Raw genomic sequence first — 20786 nt, 5'->3', positions numbered from 1 at the left:
GCGGCGCGCCGCTCCACGCGCTCGATCCGCACCCGCAGGTCGAACCACGCGGCCTGCCCGGTCACGGGGTCGGAGTTCGACCATCTGAGACCGTCATCCTTCGCCGGCAGAAGTTCGCTAATCAAGTGGTTGAGAAGAAATCCCTTTGTGGCCTCCGGCGCCGACGGGTCGAGCGCCCAGGCCCCCTTCCTCTTGCCGATGGCGTTCCAGGTCCAGACGGTGTTCTCGTTCAGCGCCGCCATGGGCGCGACGGGCACGACGATCTCGCCCGAGCGCGAGGTGACACGGGCCCAGTCGCCGTCCTCGAACCCCTGCTCCTCCCAGATCCTCGTGGGGACATAGAGCGGGTTTTCCCCGTGGATCTGCCGCAGCCAGGCATTCTGCGAGCCCCAGGAGTGATACATCGCCATCGGCCGCTGGGTGAGTGCATGGAGGGAGAAGCAGTTGTCCGATTCCTCACCGAATGGCGGATACCATACAGGCAGCGGATCCATCGCCTGTTTCAGCCGCCGCCGCAGGTGTTCGGGCGGCTGGCGGTCGCCATGCCCCTCGGCGGCCCGCCGGAACCGCTGCAGGGGCTCGCACCAGAGCGCGAAGAGGTATGGCAGAGGTTTGTCGAAGAATCCAAGGCTTACCGCCCAATCCTGATAGGCAGCGTTCCAGGGTTTGAAGAAGCTCGCCTGCTCCGGCACGGGCGCGACGCAGAATCCGCCGTTCGCGATATAGCGGTCCAACTGGTCGGGGTTCGCGGCGCCGCGTCCCGTCCCGCTTCCGTCGCCGCGCCAGCCCATCAGCGGGCCGACCCCCGGCCGGCGTTCATGCCGAGCCATGTAATCGGCGTAATCCCGATAGGTTGCGCGGCCATCTTCATCGACGAATCCCGGCAGGCGGAGGCGCGCGCCCAGATCCACCAGCACCGACTGGAAACCGCGCACCTGCCGCTCCGGCGTGACCACCGGCCAGCGGATCGCATCGCCGGCGGCATCCGGTTCGGAGATCGGGCGGTCCAGCAGCGAGATGCAGTCGTGCCGCTCCAGGTACGTCGTGTCCGGCAGCACGAGGTCGGCATAGGCCACCATTTCCGAGGCATAGGCGTCGGAATAGATGATCCGGGGAATGCGGTACTCGCCCGTCTTGTCCCGGTCGGTGAGCATCTCCATAACCTGCGCCGTGTTCATGGAGGAGTTCCACGCCATGTTCGCCATGTAGAGCATCAGCGTGTCGATCCGGTAGGGATCGCCGGCGTGGGCATTGGGAATGACCATGTGCATCAGGCCATGGGCCGAGAGCGGGTTCTCCCAGGAGAACGCCTTGTCGATCCGCGCGGGGCTGCCGTCGGCCTTCAGCGCGAGGTCCTCGGGCCCGCGGGGAAAGCCGAGGTGCGGACCGCCGAGCGGCTTGCCGGGGACGCAGTCGCAATGCGGCGTCGGATGGGCGTCGAAGGGCTTCGGGTAGGGCGGCTTGAAACGGAAGCCTCCGGGGGTCTCGACCGCGCCGAGGAGAATCTGCAGCAGATGCAGCGCGCGGGCGGTTTGGAAGCCGTTGGAATGGGCCGAAATCCCCCGCATCGCATGAAACGACACGGGCCGACCGATCATGGTCTCGTGGCGCTCGCCCCGGAAATCGGTCCAGGCCCGGTCGAGTACCACGGGGGTATCGAATGCCGCCGCGATCTCGGCCGCCAACCCCTTGATCCGGTTTGCGGAAATGCCGGTGCGCCCGGCTACGGCTTCGGGCGCGTAGTCTTCCGACAGGTAGCGCTCCGCGAGGTGCTGGAAGACGGTCCGGCAGCCCTGCCACGTCGCCCCGAGGTCGGGGCGCACGCCCCTGGCGTCGAAGGGCACGACCGTGTTCGTCACCCGGTCGATGACCAGAAGCCGCCCCTCGCCGTCGCGCAGGAGAAGTCCGTCCGCGCCCACGAGGCAGGGCGCGTTCGTCCACCGCGCGAGATAGTCGAGGTCGATCTTCCCGGCCTTCAGAAGCTCGTGAACCAGCGAAAGGATCAGAAGGCCGTCGGTCCCCGGGGTGATCCCGTACCAGTCGTCCGCGACGGCGTTGTAGCCGGTGCGGATCGGGTTCACCCCGATCACGCGTGCGCCCCGCGCCTTGAGCCTGCCGATGCCGATCTTGATCGGGTTCGAATCGTGGTCCTCGGCCACGCCGAACAGGATGAAGAGCTTCGTCCGCTCCCAGTCGGGCGCCCCGAATTCCCAGAAGGCGCCGCCCATCGTGTAGATGCCTGCAGCCGCCATGTTCACCGAGCAGAAACCGCCATGCGCGGCGTAGTTCGGCGTACCGAAACCCTGGGCCCAGAAGCTCGTGAACGACTGCGATTGGTCGCGGCCGGTGAAGAAGGCGAGCCTTTCGGGCGCCGTCTCGCGGAGCGGCCTGAGCCAGGACACCGCGATGGCGAGGGCCTCGTCCCAGGTGATCTCCTCGAAGGCGCCCGACCCCCGCGGCCCCACCCGGCGCAAGGGCGCGCGCAGCCGCGCGGGTGACGTCACCTGCATGATGCCCGATGCGCCCTTGGCACAAAGGACGCCCTTGTTCACGGGGTGGCCGCGGTTGCCCTCGATATAGACCACGCGGCCGGATTTCAGGTGGACGTCGATGCCGCAGCGGCAGGCGCACATGTAGCAGGTGGTCTTGCGGACTTCGTCAGAGACGCGCCGAGACGTTTCGTTTCCTGGCTCCTGAAGGCCCATGCCGTTCCCTGATCCCGCCCTCAGTGCGAACCTTGTCCGCCCCCGCGCCGCAAAGCAAGTCCGCCGTTCCGCCGACGATCATGCGGCGCCCCCGACCAGCCGCCGGGTGACGGCCGCGATCCAGGCTTCCTCCTCGGCCGGCACGATGGCGACCGCGACCGCGCCGCCGGCGTCGATGCGGGGCGCGTTCCGTGCATTCGCCTCCGCGTCCACGGTCACGCCGAGAAAGCCGAGGCCCTCGCAGATCCGCGCGCGCACGTCCCGGTCGTTCTCGCCGATGCCGCCGGTAAAGGCGACCGCGTCGAGCCCGCCCATGGCCGCCACGGCGGAACCGGCGTGCCGCACCGCCCAGTAGCAGAAATGCGCGACAGCAAACCCCGCCTCCGCCGTTCCGGCCGCCTGGAGCGCGCGCATGTCGGAGGCACCGCCCAGCGCCAGAAGCCCACTTTCCCGGTTGAGGATCCGCGCGGCACCGGCGATGCCGTGATCCTCGGCCAGCCGAAGCACGGCATTGCCGTCGATCTGCCCGCTGCGCGTTCCCATGGTGAGGCCGTCGAGCGGCGAATAGCCCATCGAGGAGGCGACCGACCGTCCCTCGCGGATCGCGCAGAGCGAGGCGCCGTTGCCGAGATGGAAGGCGAGCAGCCGTGCCGGGAGAGGGCGGCCGAGCAGACCCGGCAGCCGCTCCGTGAGGCTGGCGTAGGAGATGCCGTGGAACCCGTAGCGGCGCAGGCCCTTCGCCGCCTCGGACGCCGGAATGGCATAGCGCACGGCAACCTCGGGATTGGTGGCATGGAAGGCGGTGTCGAAGACGGCGGCCTGCGGCAAGCCGGGCGCGCGGCGGCGCATCGCCCGGATGGCGGCGAGGTTGTGGAGGTTGTGGAGGGGGGCAATCGGCACGCAGGCCTCGATCTCCGCGATCGCGGCGGCGTCGATCAGGACCGGTTCGGTGAGGTTCGGGCCGCCGTGCACGACGCGGTGCCCGGCGGCCGAGAACCGCGCCACCGGAAACCCCCGTTCCTCGCAGGAGCCGAGGATGAGGCCGATCGCCGCCTCGTGGTCCGGGGCGTCGCAGGCGCGCTCCATCGCATCGAGTTTCAACCTTGCCGCGCCGCCGATCTCGCTCACGCTCAGGGTCAACAGGGGCGTCTCCTCGGCGCCGAAGACCGCGACCTTGACCGAGGAGGAACCGGCATTGACGACGAAGATCGCGGCCTCGGTCATGTCACGTCACCGACTTCAGAAGGCCCAGCAGGGAAAGCCCCGCGAGCAGGAGGATTGCGAAGCGGCGGAAGCTCGCAGGCTCCGCCTTGAGGAAGTGCCGCCCGCCGAGCCAGAGGCCAAGGACCATCAGGGGCGCTGCGAAGAGGACCGCGCGCCCGGTGTCCGCCCCGATCATCCCCGCGTGCGCCATGACCGGCACGGACCAGATGTCCATAAGCGTGAAATAGGCGACGAGCGTCGCCCGGAACACCGGCGCCGCCACGGTCTGCGCGGCGAGGAAGACGGCGACGGGCAGGCCGCCGATGCCCGCACCGTTGGCAAAGCCCGAGAGAAAGCCGGTGCCCGCATGGCCGGTCGCACCCACCCGACCCCGCAGGCTCCACCCGGACCAGAGGCCGGCGCACATCAGCAGGACGAAGCCCGCGATGGCGGCGCGGGCCAGGTCGGTGCCGATTCCGGACAGGACGGCGACGCCGAGCGGCACCCCGGGCAATGTGCCGAGCGTGAGGAAGGCCACCCGTCGCCAGTCGATCCGCGCCCATATCTCCGGCACCTGCTGAACCGTCATCAGGATATCGCAGATGATGACGACCGGGACGGCGTGAAGCGGGCTGGTCACCAGGCTCGTGGCCGAGACGACGAGCGCAGCGAAGCCGAAGCCGGAATAGCCGCGCACGAAGGCCGCCGCGAAGACCGCGAAGGCGAGGAAGGCCGCCGCCCCCGGCGACAGGCCGAAGGGCAGCGCCATCACGCGCCTTTCTGCGGCCGCATGTCGGCGGGGTCGATGCCGGCGACCTCCACCGGCTTCTTCATCGCGTCGCGGCGGAAGGGCTCGCCCAGTTCCTGGTTCAGAAGCGCCTCGATGAAGGTGGTCCTGCCCGCCTTCTGGTCCTTCAGCGCCTGGTCGAGCGCGGCGGTGAGCTCCGCCATCGTCCGCGCCTGCACGCCCTTGAGGCCGCAGGCCTGCGCGATGGCGGCATAGCTGACGCCCTCGTTCAACTCGGTGCCGACGAAGTTGTCGGCATACCAGAGCGTCGTGTTGCGCTTCTCCGCGCCCCACTGGTAGTTGCGGAAGACCACCATGGTGATCGGCGGCCATTCCTTGCGGCCGATCGCCACCATCTCGTTCATCGAGATTCCGAAGGCGCCGTCACCGGCGAAGCCCACCACCGGCGTATCGGGGTTGCCGATCTTCGCGCCGACGATGGCGGGGAAGCCATAGCCGCAGGGACCGAAGAGACCGGGGGCGAGGTACTTCCGCCCCGCCTCGAAGGACGGATAGGCGTTGCCGATGGCGCAGTTGTTGCCGATGTCGGACGAGATGATCGCCTCCTTCGGCAGCGCCGCCTGGATCGCGCGCCAGGCCATGCGGGGCGACATCCAGTCCGGCTTGGCCTTGCGGGCGCGGTCGTTCCAGGTGGTGCCGGGATCGTCGGCCTCGTGATCCATCGAGGTCAGTTCCTGCGCCCAGGCGGATTTCGTCTTGGCAATCAGGGCCTTGCGGTCGGATCTTCCAGCATCCCCGGCGTGATCGCCCAGTTGCGCGAGGATCGCCCCGGCCACCTGTTTCGCGTCCCCGACGATACCGACCGCCACCGGCTTCGTCAGCCCGATCCGGTCGGGATTGATGTCGACCTGGATGAGCTTCGCCGCCTTCGGCCAGTAGTCGATGCCGTAGCCCGGCAGCGTCGAGAACGGGTTGAGCCGCGTGCCGAGCGCGAGCACGACATCGGCCTTGGCGATCAGTTCCATCGCGGCCTTGGAGCCGTTGTAGCCCAAGGGGCCGGCGAAGAGCGGATGCGAGCCGGGGAAGGCGTCGTTGTGCTGGTAGTTGCAGCAGACCGGCGCGTCGAGCCGTTCCGCCAGCGCCTGCGATGCCGGAATCGCCCCGCCAAGGACCACGCCCGCCCCGTTCAGGATCACCGGGAACTTCGCGGCGGAGAGCAGCTTCGCCGCCTCGGCGATGGCATCGGCCCCGCCAGCGGGGCGCTCGAAATCGACGATGGCGGGCAGTTCGATGTCGATCACCTGGGTCCAGTAGTCGCGCGGCACGTTGATCTGCACCGGGGCAGAGAGCCGCTTGCCCTTGGTGATGACCCGGTTCAGCACCTCGGCGATGCGGGCAGGGTCGCGCACCTCTTCCTGATAGGCGACCATGTCCTTGAAGGCGGCCAGTTGTTCAACCTCCTGGAAGCCGCCCTGCCCGATGGTCTTGTTCGCCGCCTGTGGCGTGACCAGCAGCATCGGCGTGTGGTTCCAGTAGGCGGTCTTCACCGCGGTCACAAAATTGGTGATGCCCGGCCCGTTCTGGGCGATGATCATCGCCATCTTGCCAGTCGTGCGGGTGAAGCCGTCGGCCATGTAGCCGCCGTTGCATTCATGCGCCACGTCCCAGAAGGTGATCCCCGCCTTCGGGAAATAGTCCGAGATCGGCATGAAGGCCGAGCCGATGATGCCGAAGGCATGTTCGATGCCATGCCGTTGCAGCACCTTCACGAAGGCTTCCTCGGTCGTCATCTTCATCGCGCATCTCCTCCGTCGTTCTGTGCCGGTGCGAACGGTAAGGGGCGGCCGCTCCGCGCTGTAGGACCAGTCATCAGGGCCGCTTAGAGCCAGTTTCACGGATCGCTGCTGCGATCAGCGCGACCCCCTCGGCGATCCGGTTCTGTCCGATCGACGAATAGGCCAGCCGGTAGGTATCGCCCGGCGCGGTTCCCGGCACGAAGAAGGGCCGGCCCGGCTCAATGAGCACACCCCTCTCGCGCAGGCTCCGCGCCAGCGCGGCGGTATCGACGCCCTCGGCCCGCATCCAGAAACTCGACCCGCCGAAACCGCCCTGCCCCGCGACCTCCAGCCCATGTTCGCGAATCGCCTCGTCCATCACCGTTCGCCGCCGCTTGTACGCCGCGTTCAGCCGGTTGATCAGGGCGTCGTAATGGCCGAGCGCGAGGAAATAGGCGACCGTGCGCTGGATATGCCCCGGCGGATGGCGCAGCATCGCGGCGCGCAGCGCGCGGGCCTCGCGGATGAACCCCTTGGGCGCCACCAGGTAGCCGAGCCGGAGGCCCGGGAAGAGTGACTTGGAGAAGGAACCGATGTGGATGACCCGCCCCTCGCGGTCGAGTGACTTGAGCGCGGGCGCCGCGGGCTTCAGGAACGACATCTCGAATTCGTAGTCGTCCTCGACCAAGAGGAAATCGTCCCGCCCGGCCCGCTCCAGAAGGGCCACGCGCCGTTCCAGCGGCATCGTCGCGTTTGTCGGGCACTGGTGGCTCGCCGTGGTGAAGACGGCCGCCACGCCCTTCGGAACGGCCTCGGGCGGAAGGCCGCCCGCGTCGACGTCGACCGCACGCACCGCCGCGCCCTGCTGGCCGAGGATCATCCGCAGCCCCGGATAGCAGGGGTTTTCCACCGCCGCCACGCGCCCCGGGCCAAGGAGCACCGCCGCCGCAATCCAGAGCGCGTTCTGCGCCCCCATCGTCAGGATCACCTCGTCCGGCCGGGCCACGATCCCCCGCCGCGGCAGGATGGTGCGGGCGATGTACTCGACGAGCATCGGGTCGTCGTCCTCGTAGAAATCGTCGGTCAGCGACTGAAAATCCCGCCGGCCGAGCGCCCGCAGCGCACATTGCCGCCAGTTCTGGTGGTCGAAGAGCGTGGCATCCGCCTGGCCGTAGATGAAGGGATAGGGGTAGGCATGCCAGTCGCGCGGCTTCTCCGGCAGGTCGTGGGCCGAAAACCGACCCCCGGTCGCGCGGGCCCAGTCCACGCTGTCCCGCCCTTCGCCCGCATCGAGATCGAACCCCGGAGCGGGCGGCGCGCTCTCGGACACGTAGTAGCCCGACCGCCCCCGCGCCGTCAGGTAGTCGCCCGCGACGAGTTCGGTATAGGACAGCGTCACGGTGATGCGGCTCACGCCGAGGTGCCGCGCGAGACCCCGGCTCGATGGCATCCTCTCGCCCGGCCGGAAGCGGCCCCTCAGGATGCCGCCCGCCACCATCTCCTGAATCTGCTGCTGGAGCGTGCCGGCGGCCCCGGGGGCAAGGTGAAAGGCTTCGGCCGGAATCGCCATCGCTGGACCTAGAGCGCCTGCATCTGGACTTACGCCAGAATGCGGAAACGGGCGCCGCCGTCAAGCTGCGCCCGCTCTTTGTTCGCCGGATCGATGCCCCGGGGTGTGGGTGCCGCGCCCCCGCCCGGGTCCGGGGCGACGTCCTCAGGAAAAGACCTTCGTCAGCGCCTTGTCGATGGCCCCGGTGATGGCGTCGATGTCGTCAGCCGTGGCGATGAGCGCGGGCGAGAGGCAGAGGACGTTGTTGCGTCCCGGGATCGAGCGGTTCGAGGCGCCGATGATCACGCCCTGCGCGGCGCAGTCGGCCACGACGGCCTGCACCTTCTTCTCGTCCACCGGCTCCCTGGTCTGCCGGTCGACAACCAGTTCGGCCCCGCAGAAGAGCCCCTTGCCGCGCACGTCGCCGACGACGCGGTGCTTCTCCATCAGCGCGCCCAGGTTTGCCATCGTCCGCTCGCCCATCCGGACCGTATTGGCCAGAAGCCCCTCGTCCTCGATGATCCGCATGTTCTCGATCGCCGCCGCCGGGCCCGCCGTGCAGCCGCCGAAGGTTGAGATGTCGCGGAAGTAGTTCATCGGGTCGGCGGCATCGTCCTTGAACATCTCGAACACGGCCTCGGTCGTCACGCAGCAGGCGATCGCGGCGTAGCCGGAGGCCACGCCCTTCGCCATCGTCACGAAGTCGGGCTTGATGCCGTAGTGCTGGTAGCCGAACCAGGTGCCGGTGCGCCCCACCCCGCAGACGACCTCGTCGATGTGGAGGAGGAGATCGTACTTGCGGCAGATTTCGTGCACCCGCTCCCAGTAGCCCTCGGGGGGCGTGATGACCCCGCCGCCCGCAGTCACCGGCTCGAGGCAGAGCGCGCCGACGGTGTCGGGCCCTTCGGCAAGGATCACCTTCTCGATCTGGTCGGCGGCCCATTCGCCGTAGTTCTCGGCCGGTGCGCCGTCCTGCTCATGCTTGCGGTACTCGAGGCAGTGCGGCACCCGCACGAAACCGGGCGCGAGGGGGCCATACTGCATCACCCGCTCGTCCTGGCCGCCCGCCGACATCGTGGCGAGCGTGCCGCCGTGATAGTCGCGGTCGCGGAAGAGGATCTTGTGCTTCCTGCCGCCATAGCGCTTGTGCGCGATCTGGCGGATCATCTTGAATGCCTTCTCGTTCGCCTCGGAGCCGGAGTTGGTGTAGTAGACGCGGGACATGCCCGGCATCTTCTCGATCAGCATCTTGGCGAAGATCGAGCCGGGGATGGAGCCCGCGGAATTGGCGAAGTAGTTCATCTTGACGAGCTGGTCATAGACCGCCTTGGCGATCGATTCCCGGCCGTAGCCCACGTTCACGGTCCAGACCCCGCCCGAGACGGCGTCGATGTATTCCTTGCCCTTCGCGTCCCAGATCCGGATGCCCTTGCCCTCGACCATGACGCGGGGGTCCACGGTCTCGAACTGCTTGTGCTGGATCAGGTGGTGCCAGAGGTGGGCGCGGTCGGCCTCGACGATTTCGGAAATGTCGTTGTACTGGAGGGCGGTGGTCATCGGATTGCCTCTGTGTCTGGGATGCCCGGGAACGGTCCGGCGCAGATCATGCCGCACTCCGTCGCAAGACGGAATGCCGCTCCGCACCACAACACCACGAATACCGTCGCATCCGTAGGGCCAGAGCGGTCACGGCCATAGGTCCAGTGCGGCGCTTCGCTGCGGCCTCGCCGACGACCCGAGGCGACGCGGGGGACGTCGGCCGGGCCACGGGCCGGATTGGCATGGAAGTCGTCGGGCGATCCCGTCCGGCGAGGACGGGCTGAAGTCGCTGCGGTAACGGGCGGCCCCGCAAAGGCCGCCCGCAGGTGTCAGGCCGTCACTCGGCCGCCTCGACATAGCTTTCCAGGGGCGGGCAGGAGCAGATCAGGTGCCGGTCGCCATAGACGTTGTCGACGCGGTTGACGGGCGACCAGTACTTGTCCACCCGGAAGGCGCCGGCCGGATAGCAGGCGGCCTCGCGGCTGTAGGGACGGTCCCAGTCGCCGACCAGGTCCTCGACCGTGTGCGGCGCGCGCTTCAAGGGGTTGTTCTCGGCGTCGAGCTTGCCCGCGACGATCGCCTCGGCCTCGGCCGCGATCCCGAGCATCGCCGCGATGAAGCGGTCCAGCTCGGCCTTGGGTTCGCTCTCGGTCGGTTCCACCATCAGCGTGCCGGCCACCGGCCAGCTCATCGTCGGGGCGTGGAAGCCGCTGTCGATCAGCCGCTTGGCCACATCGTCGACCGTCACCCCGGCGCGGTCCTTCATCACGCGGGTGTCGAGGATACATTCATGCGCGACCCGCCCGCCCTTCGAGGAATAGAGGATCGGGAAGGCGTGCTTCAGCCGGCTGGCGATGTAGTTGGCATTGAGGATCGCCACCTTGGTCGCCTGGGTCAGCCCCTCGCCCCCCATCAGCAGGCAATAGGCCCAGGAGATGAGCAGGATCGAGGCCGAGCCATAGGGCGCCGAGGACACCGCGCCACTGTCGGCCGCCTGCGGGTTGCCCGGCAGATGGGGGGCCAGATGCGCCTTGACGCCGATCGGGCCCATGCCGGGACCGCCGCCGCCATGCGGGATGGCGAAGGTCTTGTGCAGGTTCAGGTGGCTGACGTCCGAGCCGATGTCACCCGGCCGCGACAGGCCCACCATGGCGTTCATGTTGGCGCCGTCCAGATAGACCTGCCCGCCCTGCCTGTGGGTGATCTCGCAGATCTCGCGCGCGGTTTCCTCGAAGACGCCATGGGTCGAGGGATAGGTGATCATGCAGGCGGCGAGGTTCGCCGCATGCTGTTCCGCCTTGGCGCGGAAGTCGGCCATGTCGATGTCGCCGTTCGGGGCCACGCCCACGACCACCACCTTCATCCCCACCATCTGCGCCGAGGCCGGGTTGGTGCCATGCGCCGAGGTCGGGATCAGGCAGACGTCGCGGTGCCCCTCGCCGCGGGCGCGGTGATAGGCCTGGATGGTCAGGAGCCCCGCATATTCCCCCTGCGCGCCCGAGTTCGGCTGCATCGAGAAGGCGTCATAGCCGGTGATCTGGCAGAGCTTCGCCTCCAGATCGCGCAACATTTCGGCATAGCCCGCCGTCTGGCTGTCGGGCGCAAACGGGTGGACGTCCGAAAACTCCGGCCAGCTCAGCGCCATCATCTCGGCGGTGGCGTTGAGCTTCATGGTGCAGGAGCCCAAGGGGATCATCGCCCGGTCGAGCGCGAGGTCGCGGTCGGCGAGCCGGCGCATGTAGCGCGTCATCTCGGCCTCGGCCCGGTTCATGTGGAAGACCGGATGCGTCAGGTAGGACGAGGTGCGCAGCAGGGCTTCCGGCAGCCGATACTCATGGCTCAGGTCATCGTCCTTGCGGTCGATGCCGAACGCGCGCCAGATCGCCTCGGTGTGGCTGCGGCGGGTGCGTTCGTCGAAGGCGATGCCGATCTTCGTCGTGCCGACCTTGCGCAGGTTGATCCCCTCGGCCTCGGCCGATTTCAGGATCGCGCCCTGCACCGCGCCGACCTCGACCGTGACCGTGTCGAAGAAGGCGTCCGGCTCCACCTTGTAGCCATGTGCCTCAAGCCCCTTCACCAGCCGCACCGCCTTGCGATGGATGCGTTCGGCGATGGCCTTGAGGCCCTCGGGTCCGTGGAAGACCGCGTACATGCTGGCCATGACCGCCAGCAGTGCCTGCGCGGTGCAGACGTTCGAGGTGGCCTTCTCGCGCCGGATGTGCTGTTCGCGCGTCTGGAGCGACAGGCGGTAGGCGCGGTTGCCGCGCGCGTCGATCGAGACGCCGACGATGCGGCCCGGCATGTTGCGCTTCAGAGCGTCCTTCACCGCCATGTAGGCGGCATGCGGGCCGCCATAGCCCATCGGCACGCCGAAGCGCTGGGTCGAGCCGATGGCGATGTCCGCCCCCATCTCGCCCGGCGCCTTCAGCACGGTCAGCGCCAAGGGATCGGCCGCGACGACCGACAGCGCGCCGGCCGCATGCAGCGACGCGATCACGGCGGTGAAGTCCTGCACATGGCCGTAGGTGCCCGGATACTGGAAGATCGCGCCGAAGACCTTCGACGGGTCGAGATCGGCGAAGGGATCGCCGACGATCACCTGCCAGCCGAGCGGCGCGGCGCGGGTTTCGATCACCGCGATGGTCTGCGGGTGGCAGTGGTGATCGACAAAGAAGGCGCCAGCCTTCGACTTGGCCGACCGCTGACAGAGCGCCATCGCCTCGGCAGCGGCGGTGCCTTCGTCCAGAAGCGAGGCGTTCGCCACGTCAAGCGCCGTCAGGTCCGAGATCATCGTCTGGTAGTTCAGCAGCGCCTCGAGGCGGCCCTGGCTGATTTCCGGCTGGTAGGGCGTGTAGGCCGTGTACCAGGCGGGGTTCTCGAAGATGTTGCGCTGGATCGCGGGCGGCGTGACGGTGCCGTGATAGCCCTGGCCGATCAGGCTCGTCATCACCCTGTTCCGGTGGGCGACCTCGCGCAGGCGGTTGAGGACGCCCTGTTCCGACAGCGCCTTGCCCCAGGTCAGCGGCGTCTTCAGGCGGATGTCCTGCGGCACGATGCCGTCGATCAGCGCGTCGAGGCTTGGCGCCCCAACCGCGTTCAGCATCTCGGTCATCTCGGCCGGCGAGGGGCCGATATGGCGCCGGTTGGCGAAGTCGTAGGGGGCGTATTTGCTTTCAGCATAAGACATGGCGTCCTCTCAGCCGACCAGCGCCAGATAGGCGGCTTCGTCCATCAACCCGTCGGCATCGGCGGGGCGCGCCAGCTTCAGCTTGAAGAACCAGCCCGCTGCTTGCGCGTCGGAATTGACGATGGAGGGATCGTTCACGATCGCCTCGTTCACCTCGACGATCTCGCCGTCGAGCGGGCAGTAGACGTCCGAGGCGGCCTTGACCGATTCAACCGTCGCCGCCGCGTCACCCTTGGCCAGCTGCGCGCCGACCTCGGGCAGGTCGACGAACACCAGGTCGCCCAGCTGTTCGACGGCATGGTTGGTGATGCCGACGGTGGCGACGCCATCGGCGAGGTTCAGCCATTCGTGGTCTTCGGTATATTTCAGCATGTCAGGTCTCCTCAGGCGCGCTTGTAGCGGGGGGTGATGAAGGGAAGGGTGGCGACAGTGACGGGCAGCCGCTTGCCGCGGACCTCGGCGTAAAGCCGGGTGCCCGGTTCGGATAGGCTGGTGGCGACATGGCCCATGGCAACGGGCCGGTCGACGCTGGGGCCGAAGCCGCCGGAGGTGACCATGCCCACCGGCTCGGAGGCGGTTTCATCCGCGAAAAGCACGGCGCCGCCGCGCACCGGCGCGCGGCCTTCCGGGGCAAGGCCCACGCGGCGGCGCGAGGCGCCGCGCTCGAACTCGGGCAGGATCACATCGGCGCCGGGGAAGCCGCCGGCGCGGGCACCGCCGGCGCGGCGGACCTTCTGCACCGCCCATTCCAGCGCGGCGGCGACCGGCGTCGTCGTGGTGTCGATGTCGTTGCCGTATAGGCAAAGCCCGGCCTCCAGCCGCAGGCTGTCGCGCGCGCCGAGGCCGATCGGGTGAACATCCGGGTCGGCCAGCAATGCCTCGGTCAATTCCACCGCCTGCTCCGCCGGCACCGAGATTTCATAGCCGTCCTCGCCCGAATAGCCCGAGCGCGAGACGATGCAGGACGCGCCGGCCAGCGTCACGTCCTTCACGTCCATGAAGGCCATCGCGGCCACGTCCGGGTTCAGCTTCGCCAGGGCTTTTTCCGCCGCCGGACCCTGGAGGGCGATGAGCCCGCGGTCGGTCAGCTCCTCGATCTCGAAGTCGCCCGACAGGTGCTTGCGCAGATGGGCGATGTCCTGGGCCTTGCAGGCGGCGTTCACCACCAGGAACAGGTGGTCGCCGCGGTTGGCGAACATCAGGTCGTCGAGGATGCCGCCGTTCTGATCGGTGAAGAGGCCATAGCGCTGGCGACCCGGCTTCAGCCCCAGAACATCGACCGGCACCAGCCGTTCGAGCGCCAGCGCCGCGTCCTCGACCTTGCCCGATTTCGCGCGCAGGATCACCTGGCCCATGTGGCCGACATCGAAGAGGCCGGCCTTGGCGCGGGTGTGAAGATGTTCCTTCATCACGCCTTCGGGAAACTGCACCGGCATCTCGTAGCCCGCGAAATCCACCATCTTGCCGCCGATCCGGGCGTTGAGGGCAGTGAGCGGGGTCTTTCCAAGTTCGGTCGTGTCAGACATTGGCGGGCTCCGTGGTAGGGGGTTGGGCGCGACGCGCGGCCTGCAGGGCGGCAAAACCGTCGTCGGCATGGAAGGAAGAACGGGTCATCGGCGTGGCCGAGACGGCCAGGAAGCCCTTCGACCGCGCCATCGCCTCGATCCGCGCGAAATCCTCGGGCGGGATGAAACGGTCCACCGGGTGATGGTGCGGGGTCGGTTGCAGGTATTGGCCGACGGTCAGGAAGTCGACGCCGGCGATGCGCATGTCGTCCATGACCTGCCGGAGTTCCTCCAGCGTTTCCCCTAGGCCGACCATCAGGCCGGACTTGGTGAAGATGGCCGGGTTGCGGCGCTTGGCCTCGTCGAGAAGCCGCAGCGACTGATAGTAGCGCGCGCCGGGCCGGACACTGGGGTAAAGCCGCGGCACGCATTCGAGGTTGTGGTTGAAGACGTCCGGCGCGGCATCGACCACGGTTTCCCAGGCGGTCCCCTTGTGCAGGAAGTCGGGCACCAGCACTTCGACCGTCGTCCCCGGACAGCGGTGGCGCACCGCCCGGATGGTCTGGGCGAAATGCGCCGCCCCGCCGTCGTCAAGGTCGTCGCGATCAACCGAGGTGATGACCACATGCCGGAGGCCGAGTTTTTCCACCGCCTGTGCCACCCGGCCGGGCTCGAACGCATCGAGCGCGTCGGGCCTTCCGGTGGCGACGTTGCAGAAGGAACAGCCGCGGGTGCAGACCTCGCCCATGATCATCATGGTGGCGTGGCGCTTCGACCAGCATTCGCCCCGGTTCGGGCAGGCGGCCTCCTCGCAGACGGTGGACAGCGCCTCGGCCTTGAGGATCGCCCGCGTCTCGCCAAAGGCCGCGTTTTCGGCGCGAGAGACGCGGATCCACGACGGCTTGCGCAGGACGGGCGTGGCAGGCCGGTGGGCCTTTTCGGGATGGCGCAGGCGGTCTTCGGTGATCATCCCTCTCTCCTCACATATGCAAGGGCTTGCCGAGCGCGGCGAGGCAGGCTTCCTTCACCGCCTCGCCCATGCCCGGATGGGCGTGCGAGGTGGCGGCGACATCGGCAAGCGTCGCGCCCCTGGCCATGGCCAGCACCAGCTCCTGGATCAGCTCGCCGGCATTGCGGCCAAGGACATGGGCGCCGAGGATGCGGCCGGTCTCGGCATCGCCCAGCACCTTGACGAGGCCATCCGTCGCCGCCATCGCGCGGGCGCGGCCGCTGGCGATGAACTGGAACTTGCCGACGACATGGGCGGTGCCCGCCTCCTTCAGCACTTCCTCGGTGGCGCCGAGGCTGGCGATTTCCGGCGCGGTGTAGACGACGCCCGGCACCAGCGCATAATCGGGTGCGGGATGGGCATGGCCCGCCAGCGCCTCGACGGCGGCGACCCCGTCCTCCTCGGCCTTATGGGCGAGCATCGGGCCCGGCACCACGTCACCGATGGCGAGGATGCCCGGGACACTGGTGCGGAACTGGCCGTCCACGGCGATGAAGCCGCGCGGGTCGAGCGCCAGCCCAAGCGCCTCGAGCCCCAGCCCGGCGGTGCGCGGGCGGCGGCCGATGGCGACCAGCACCGCGTCGGCCTCCAGCGTCTCGACCGCGCCGGTGTCGCGCCGCTCCAGCGTGACCTTGGCTTTGTCGCCAGTGCGCTGAACCGAGGCCTTGCGGCCCAACTGGAAGGCAAGCCCCTGCCGCTGCAGAAGCCGCTGCGCGGTCTTCGCGATCTCGCCGTCCGCGCCGGGCAGGATGCGGTCGAGGTATTCGACGACCGTCACCTTGGCCCCGAGCCGCGCCCAGACCTGGCCCAGTTCCAGCCCGATCACGCCGGCGCCGATCACAACGAGATGTTCCGGCACCTTGGGCAGAGCCAGCGCACCGGTCGAGGTCAGGACGACCTCTTCGTCGATCGTGACGTCGGGCAGGCCGGCAGGATCGGAGCCGGTGGCGATCAGGATGTCTTTCGCCGCGACGGTTTCGTCCCCCACCTGAACCTTGCCCGGAGCCGGGATCGTGCCGCGCCCGGCCAGCCATTCGACGCCGTTCTTCTTGAAGAGATGCGCGATGCCCTTGGTCAGGTCGCCCACCACCTTGTCCTTGCGCGCCATCATGGCGCCGAGGTCGAAGCCCGCCTCGCCCACGGAAATCCCGTGCTGCGCCAGATGCTTCAGCTCGGCCCAATGCTCGGACGAGGACAGCAGCGCCTTCGACGGGATGCAGCCGACATTGAGGCAGGTGCCGCCCAGCGTGGCGCGTTCCTCGACGCAGGCGACCTTGAGGCCAAGCTGCGCGGCCCGGATCGCGGCGACATAGCCGCCGGGGCCGGCGCCGATGACGACAAGGTCGAACTCACGCATGACCGGCCCCGTAGATCGGGAAGCGCCGGCAGAGCGCCACGACCTTCTCGCGCACCCTCGCTTCGACCGCGGCATCGCCCTCGGGCGAGCGGCGGAGCGCATCCAGCACGTCGCCGATCAGGCCGCCGATCTCGCGGAACTCGGCCACGCCGAAGCCGCGGCTGCAACCGGCGGCGGTGCCAAGGCGGATGCCCGAGGTGACGGTGGGCTTTTCCGGGTCGCCCGGCACGCCGTTCTTGTTGCAGGTGATGCCGGCGCGTTCCAGCGCCTCGGCGGCGGCATTGCCCTTGACGCCCAGGGGACGCAGGTCGACCAGCATCAGGTGGTTGTCGGTCCCGCCCGAGACGATTGCCGCACCGCGTGCCACCAGCACCTCGGCCAGCGCCTTCGAACTGGCGACGACAGTGCCGATATAGTCCCTGAACGACGGTTGCAGCGCCTCGGCGAAGGCCACGGCCTTCCCGGCGATCACATGCATCAGCGGCCCGCCCTGCAGGCCGGGGAAGACCGCCGAGTTGATCTTCTTCGCCATCTCGGCGTCGTTGGTCAGGATCACGCCGCCGCGCGGGCCGCGCAGCGTCTTGTGGGTGGTCGAGGTCACGACATGGGCATGCGGCATCGGGCTCGGGTGATGGCCGGTCGCGACAAGGCCCGCGATATGGGCCATGTCGACCAGCAGCCAGGCGCCCACCTTGTCGGCGATGGCGCGGAACCGGGCGAAGTCGATGATGCGCGAATAGGCCGAGGCGCCGGCGATGATCAGCTTCGGCTTTTCGGCAAGGGCCAGGCGTTCCACGTTGTCATAGTCGATGTGGCCGTCCGCCCCGAGGCCATAGGCCACGGCGCGGAACCACTTGCCCGACATCGCGGGCTTCGCCCCGTGCGTCAGGTGGCCACCCGCATCGAGCGACATGCCGAGGATGGTGTCGCCGGGGCTGAGGAGCGCCAGCTTCACCGCGCCGTTGGCCTGCGCGCCGGAATGCGGCTGCACGTTGGCGAAACCGGCGCCGAACAGCTCCTTCAGCCGGTCGATGGCAAGTTCTTCGACCACGTCCACGTTGACGCAGCCGCCATAATAGCGCTTGCCGGGATAACCCTCGGCATACTTGTTGGTCAGGACCGAGCCCTGCGCCTGCAGCACGCAGGGGCTGACATGGTTTTCCGAGGCGATGAGTTCGATCTGGTCTTCCTGCCGGTGCCGTTCGGCCTCGATGGCCTGCCACAGCACCGGGTCGAAATCGGCAAGTGTCGTTTTCGCTTTGAGCATCTTCAGCGTTTCCTGATGGGTGTGGGGGCCAGGGCCGGGGCACCCGCAAGCGCCCCGGCCGGTTTCGGTCGTCAGTTGCCGCCTTCGCCGCCGGGCGCGAAGTAGTCGCGCGTCAGCTTGACGACGATGGGCGACAAGAGGATCAGCGAGATCAGGTTCGGGATCGCCATCAGCGCGTTCAGCGTGTCAGCCACCAGCCAGGCGAAATCGAGGCTGAGCGTCGCGCCGAAGAAGACCGCGACGGTCCAGAGGATGCGGAACGGCTTTTCGCTGATGGTGCCGACCAGGAATTCCCAGCACTTCTCGGAATAGTAGGCCCAGCCGAGGATCGTGGTGAAGGCGAAGAGCGCGAGCGAGATCGCCAGGAGGTAGGAGCCGATCCCCGGCATCGCCGCCTCGAACGCGGTCGAGGTCAGGACCGCGCCGGTCTCTCCGCTGGTCCAGACCCCGGTCACCATGATCGCAAGGCCGGTCAGGGTGCAGACGATGATCGTGTCGATGAAGGTGCCCATCATGCCGATCACGCCCGAGAAGACCGGGTTCGAGGTCGAACCCGCCGCCTGCGCGATACCGGCGGTGCCAAGGCCCGCCTCGTTCGAGAAGATGCCCCGCGCCACGCCGCGCTGGATCGCCATGATGATGGTCGAGCCGAGGAAGCCGCCCGCGGCCGCCGTGCCGGTGAAGGCGTCCGAGAAGATTGTCGCAAAGGCCGAGGGGATCTGGTCGGCGAACATCACGAGCACGACCACGACGCAGACCATGTAGAAGATCGCCATCGCCGGCACGACCTTTTCCGCCACCGCGCCGATGCGCTTGATGCCGCCAAGGACGACAAGCCCGGTCAGCACGGTCAGGACCCCGCCGGTGATCCAGGTGTTCAGGCCGAAGGCGTTTTCCATCGCGCTGGCGATGCCGTTGGCCTGCACCATGTTGCCGATGCCAAAGCCCGCGAAGCCGCCGAAGATGGCGAAGGCGGTGCCAAGCCAGTGCCAGTGCTTGCCGAGGCCGTTCTTGATCGCGAACATCGGGCCGCCGGCATGCTCGCCCCTGTCGTCGACCTCGCGGTACTTCACCGCCACCACGACCTCGGCGTATTTCGTCGCCATGCCGACGAAGGCGGTCATCCACATCCAGAAAAGCGCGCCGGGGCCGCCCACGGCGATGGCCGTGGCGACACCGGCGATGTTGCCGGTGCCGATGGTGGCCGACAGCGCCGTCATCAGCGCGGCATAGGGCGTGATCTCGCCCTCCGCCGCCGCCCCGGGGGTGCGGCTCTTCCAGATCATCCGGAAGCCGTAGATGATCTTGAACAGCGGCATGAAGCCAAGCCGGACCTGCAGGTAGAGGCCGGTGCCAAGGATCAGCACGATCATCGGCACGCCCCAGACGATTCCATTGAGCCAATTGAAGAAGGTAGTGATCGTTTCCACTGGGCAGTCTCCTCTCTATCCCTCGTATCCGGCGCGGCGGGTTCGCTTCGGGCCGGGCCTGCGACGCATCTGGTGTCGCGGTGAAACGTGACGGCGTCTTGCGTCCTCCTCGACGGCCCGCATTCCGGGCCCGGCCGACTGCAGGTGAAGCGGAACCGTGTCGACGTGACGGACCGCCCGGTCTGGGCTCGGCAGGGGGGCAGGAACAAGGTGCGGACGCCGCCTCAATAGGCTGTTCTTGATTTATCGGAATTTCATAGTTCAAATGTCACTGTGAATTTTCTTAACAATAGATGCGCCATGCACAATATCCCGACGGACCTGCTGCGGACCTTCGTCAAGGCGATCGACAGCGGCAGCTTCACCCGCGCCGGCGAACTCGTCGGGCGCACCCCTTCAGCCGTCAGCCTTCAGATCAAGCGCCTGGAGGAAGCCGTCAATACATCGCTGTTTCAACGGGATGCGCACAAGATGCAGTTGACCCAGGAAGGCAGGACCATGGCGTCCTACGCGCGCCGCATACTGGCGCTCAACGACGAAGTGCTTGCCACCCTGCGGCAGCCCGCGGTTGCGGGCCGTGTCCGACTCGGGGCGCCGCACGAGTATACGGCCTCGTTGCTGCCGGAGTTCCTGGGCAAGTTCGCCCAGTCGCATCCGAACGTGATGCTCGAGGTCACGAGCGATCTCAGCAGGAACCTGCTTCGTCGCCAGCAGGCCGGCGAGTTCGAACTGATCATCGCTCTGCACGAGGATTCGGCCCCGGACGGCGGGCAGCCGATCTACACCGAGCCTCTGGTCTGGATTGGCAGCGAGGATCATTCCAGCCATCTGAAGTCGCCCCTGCCGCTGGTTCTGGCACCGCCACCCTGCATCTACCGGGACAGAATGCTGCAGGGCCTGAACCAGATCGAGCGCGCCTACCGCATCGTCTATCTCAGCTCGAGCTACAACGGGATCACTGCGGCCGTCCGTGCCGGGATCGGCGTCACGGTCATGGCAGAGAGCACCACGCCGCAGGGTAGCCGGCTGCTGACCGAAAGGGATGGCCTGCCGCCGCTCGGGCAGCTTGAGCTGCGTCTGCACCGGGCACCGGGCAAGACCTCGGAGGCCCTGTTGCGGCTGGAGGACTTCATAACCGGAAGCTTCGCCAACTCCGTCCCGGCGCGCCTGATCGGAGCCGCGGCCGACTGATCCGGCGCGGTCCGGGACCTCCGCCGCCACGCGGGATCGATTCACGCGGGACCGTGGCGGCGTCCCACCTCTCGGCGCAGTCTCGGCGGCGGGGATACCCGACGCGAGCCTCCGCGCGGCCCTTATGGCCAATCCGCTCCCTTGCGCAATTTCGCCGCGTTCCCGGCCCGAAATGGCCATTCGCGCATGGGGGAATGGTCGCGATTCAACCTGGCCGGACACTCCTTGCAATGCCTGTGCTGACGGACGACCCTCCCCGCCTCGCGCGCCTCGCCGGCGCGGCGAGACATGCGCTGGCCGCGCCGGCGAGGCGCGCGAGGC

At 68.1% G+C, this 20786-nt stretch carries 14 protein-coding genes; 1 reads left to right on the top strand and 13 read right to left on the bottom strand.

Features of this window, described 5'->3' with window-relative positions:
- The 13 genes from F9K34_RS09255 to F9K34_RS09195 form a co-directional block, all read right to left on the bottom strand.
- A partial coding sequence (locus tag F9K34_RS09255; protein WP_291336671.1) for a molybdopterin oxidoreductase family protein occupies positions 1-2705 on the bottom strand: 2705 nt, incomplete at its 3' end.
- Between the two features lie 78 nt (positions 2706-2783).
- Positions 2784-3929, bottom strand: a complete 1146-nt coding sequence (locus tag F9K34_RS09250; RefSeq protein WP_291336670.1) for an acetate/propionate family kinase — start codon at positions 3927-3929, stop codon at positions 2784-2786.
- Between the two features lies 1 nt (position 3930).
- Positions 3931-4677, bottom strand: a complete 747-nt coding sequence (locus F9K34_RS09245; protein WP_291336669.1) for a sulfite exporter TauE/SafE family protein — start codon at positions 4675-4677, stop codon at positions 3931-3933.
- Complete coding sequence (gene xsc / locus F9K34_RS09240; protein ID WP_291336668.1) at positions 4677-6452, bottom strand: sulfoacetaldehyde acetyltransferase; 1776 nt, start codon at positions 6450-6452, stop codon at positions 4677-4679. Before xsc ends, F9K34_RS09245 begins: the two co-directional genes overlap by 1 nt.
- Positions 6453-6525: 73 nt before the next feature.
- Positions 6526-8001 (bottom strand): PLP-dependent aminotransferase family protein, encoded by a 1476-nt coding sequence (locus F9K34_RS09235; RefSeq protein WP_291336667.1) that lies wholly within the window; start codon positions 7999-8001, stop codon positions 6526-6528.
- Between the two features lie 144 nt (positions 8002-8145).
- The gene (locus F9K34_RS09230; RefSeq protein ID WP_291336666.1) at positions 8146-9537 is read right to left on the bottom strand and encodes an aminotransferase family protein; all 1392 of its coding nucleotides are present in this window, start codon (positions 9535-9537) and stop codon (positions 8146-8148) included.
- Between the two features lie 319 nt (positions 9538-9856).
- The gene (gcvP, locus tag F9K34_RS09225) at positions 9857-12706 is read right to left on the bottom strand and encodes an aminomethyl-transferring glycine dehydrogenase (RefSeq protein ID WP_291336665.1); all 2850 of its coding nucleotides are present in this window, start codon (positions 12704-12706) and stop codon (positions 9857-9859) included.
- A gap of 9 nt (positions 12707-12715) precedes the next feature.
- Positions 12716-13075, bottom strand: coding sequence for a glycine cleavage system protein GcvH (gcvH, locus tag F9K34_RS09220; protein WP_291336673.1), 360 nt, complete (start codon positions 13073-13075; stop codon positions 12716-12718).
- 14 nt (positions 13076-13089) lie between these two features.
- Positions 13090-14232, bottom strand: a complete 1143-nt coding sequence (gene gcvT, locus F9K34_RS09215; RefSeq protein WP_291336664.1) for a glycine cleavage system aminomethyltransferase GcvT — start codon at positions 14230-14232, stop codon at positions 13090-13092.
- The gene (gene lipA / locus F9K34_RS09210; RefSeq protein WP_291336663.1) at positions 14225-15181 is read right to left on the bottom strand and encodes a lipoyl synthase; all 957 of its coding nucleotides are present in this window, start codon (positions 15179-15181) and stop codon (positions 14225-14227) included. The genes gcvT and lipA overlap by 8 nt, the downstream gene beginning before the upstream one ends.
- A gap of 10 nt (positions 15182-15191) precedes the next feature.
- A complete protein-coding gene (gene lpdA / locus F9K34_RS09205) occupies positions 15192-16577 on the bottom strand; it encodes a dihydrolipoyl dehydrogenase (protein ID WP_291336662.1) in 1386 nt (461 codons plus the stop codon).
- Positions 16570-17844 carry a serine hydroxymethyltransferase gene (gene glyA / locus F9K34_RS09200; protein WP_291336661.1) on the bottom strand — a complete coding sequence of 425 codons (1275 nt, stop codon included), beginning with the start codon at positions 17842-17844 and terminating at the stop codon, positions 16570-16572. Before glyA ends, lpdA begins: the two co-directional genes overlap by 8 nt.
- Before the next feature lie 71 nt (positions 17845-17915).
- Positions 17916-19274, bottom strand: a complete 1359-nt coding sequence (locus tag F9K34_RS09195) for an alanine/glycine:cation symporter family protein (RefSeq protein WP_436405726.1) — start codon at positions 19272-19274, stop codon at positions 17916-17918.
- A gap of 300 nt (positions 19275-19574) precedes the next feature.
- Here F9K34_RS09195 and F9K34_RS09190 point away from each other — a divergent pair, with 300 nt between their 5' ends.
- Positions 19575-20465: a LysR family transcriptional regulator gene (locus F9K34_RS09190; protein WP_291336660.1), complete on the top strand. Its 891-nt coding sequence runs from the start codon at positions 19575-19577 to the stop codon at positions 20463-20465.
- The last annotated feature ends 321 nt before the right edge of the window (positions 20466-20786 follow it).

It is taken from the genome of Albidovulum sp., assembly GCF_008933605.1.
In the GTDB taxonomy this organism is placed as follows: domain Bacteria; phylum Pseudomonadota; class Alphaproteobacteria; order Rhodobacterales; family Rhodobacteraceae; genus Albidovulum.
Note: the sequence above shows the minus strand (reverse complement) of the source record. Positions and strands in the feature narration are given on the sequence as shown.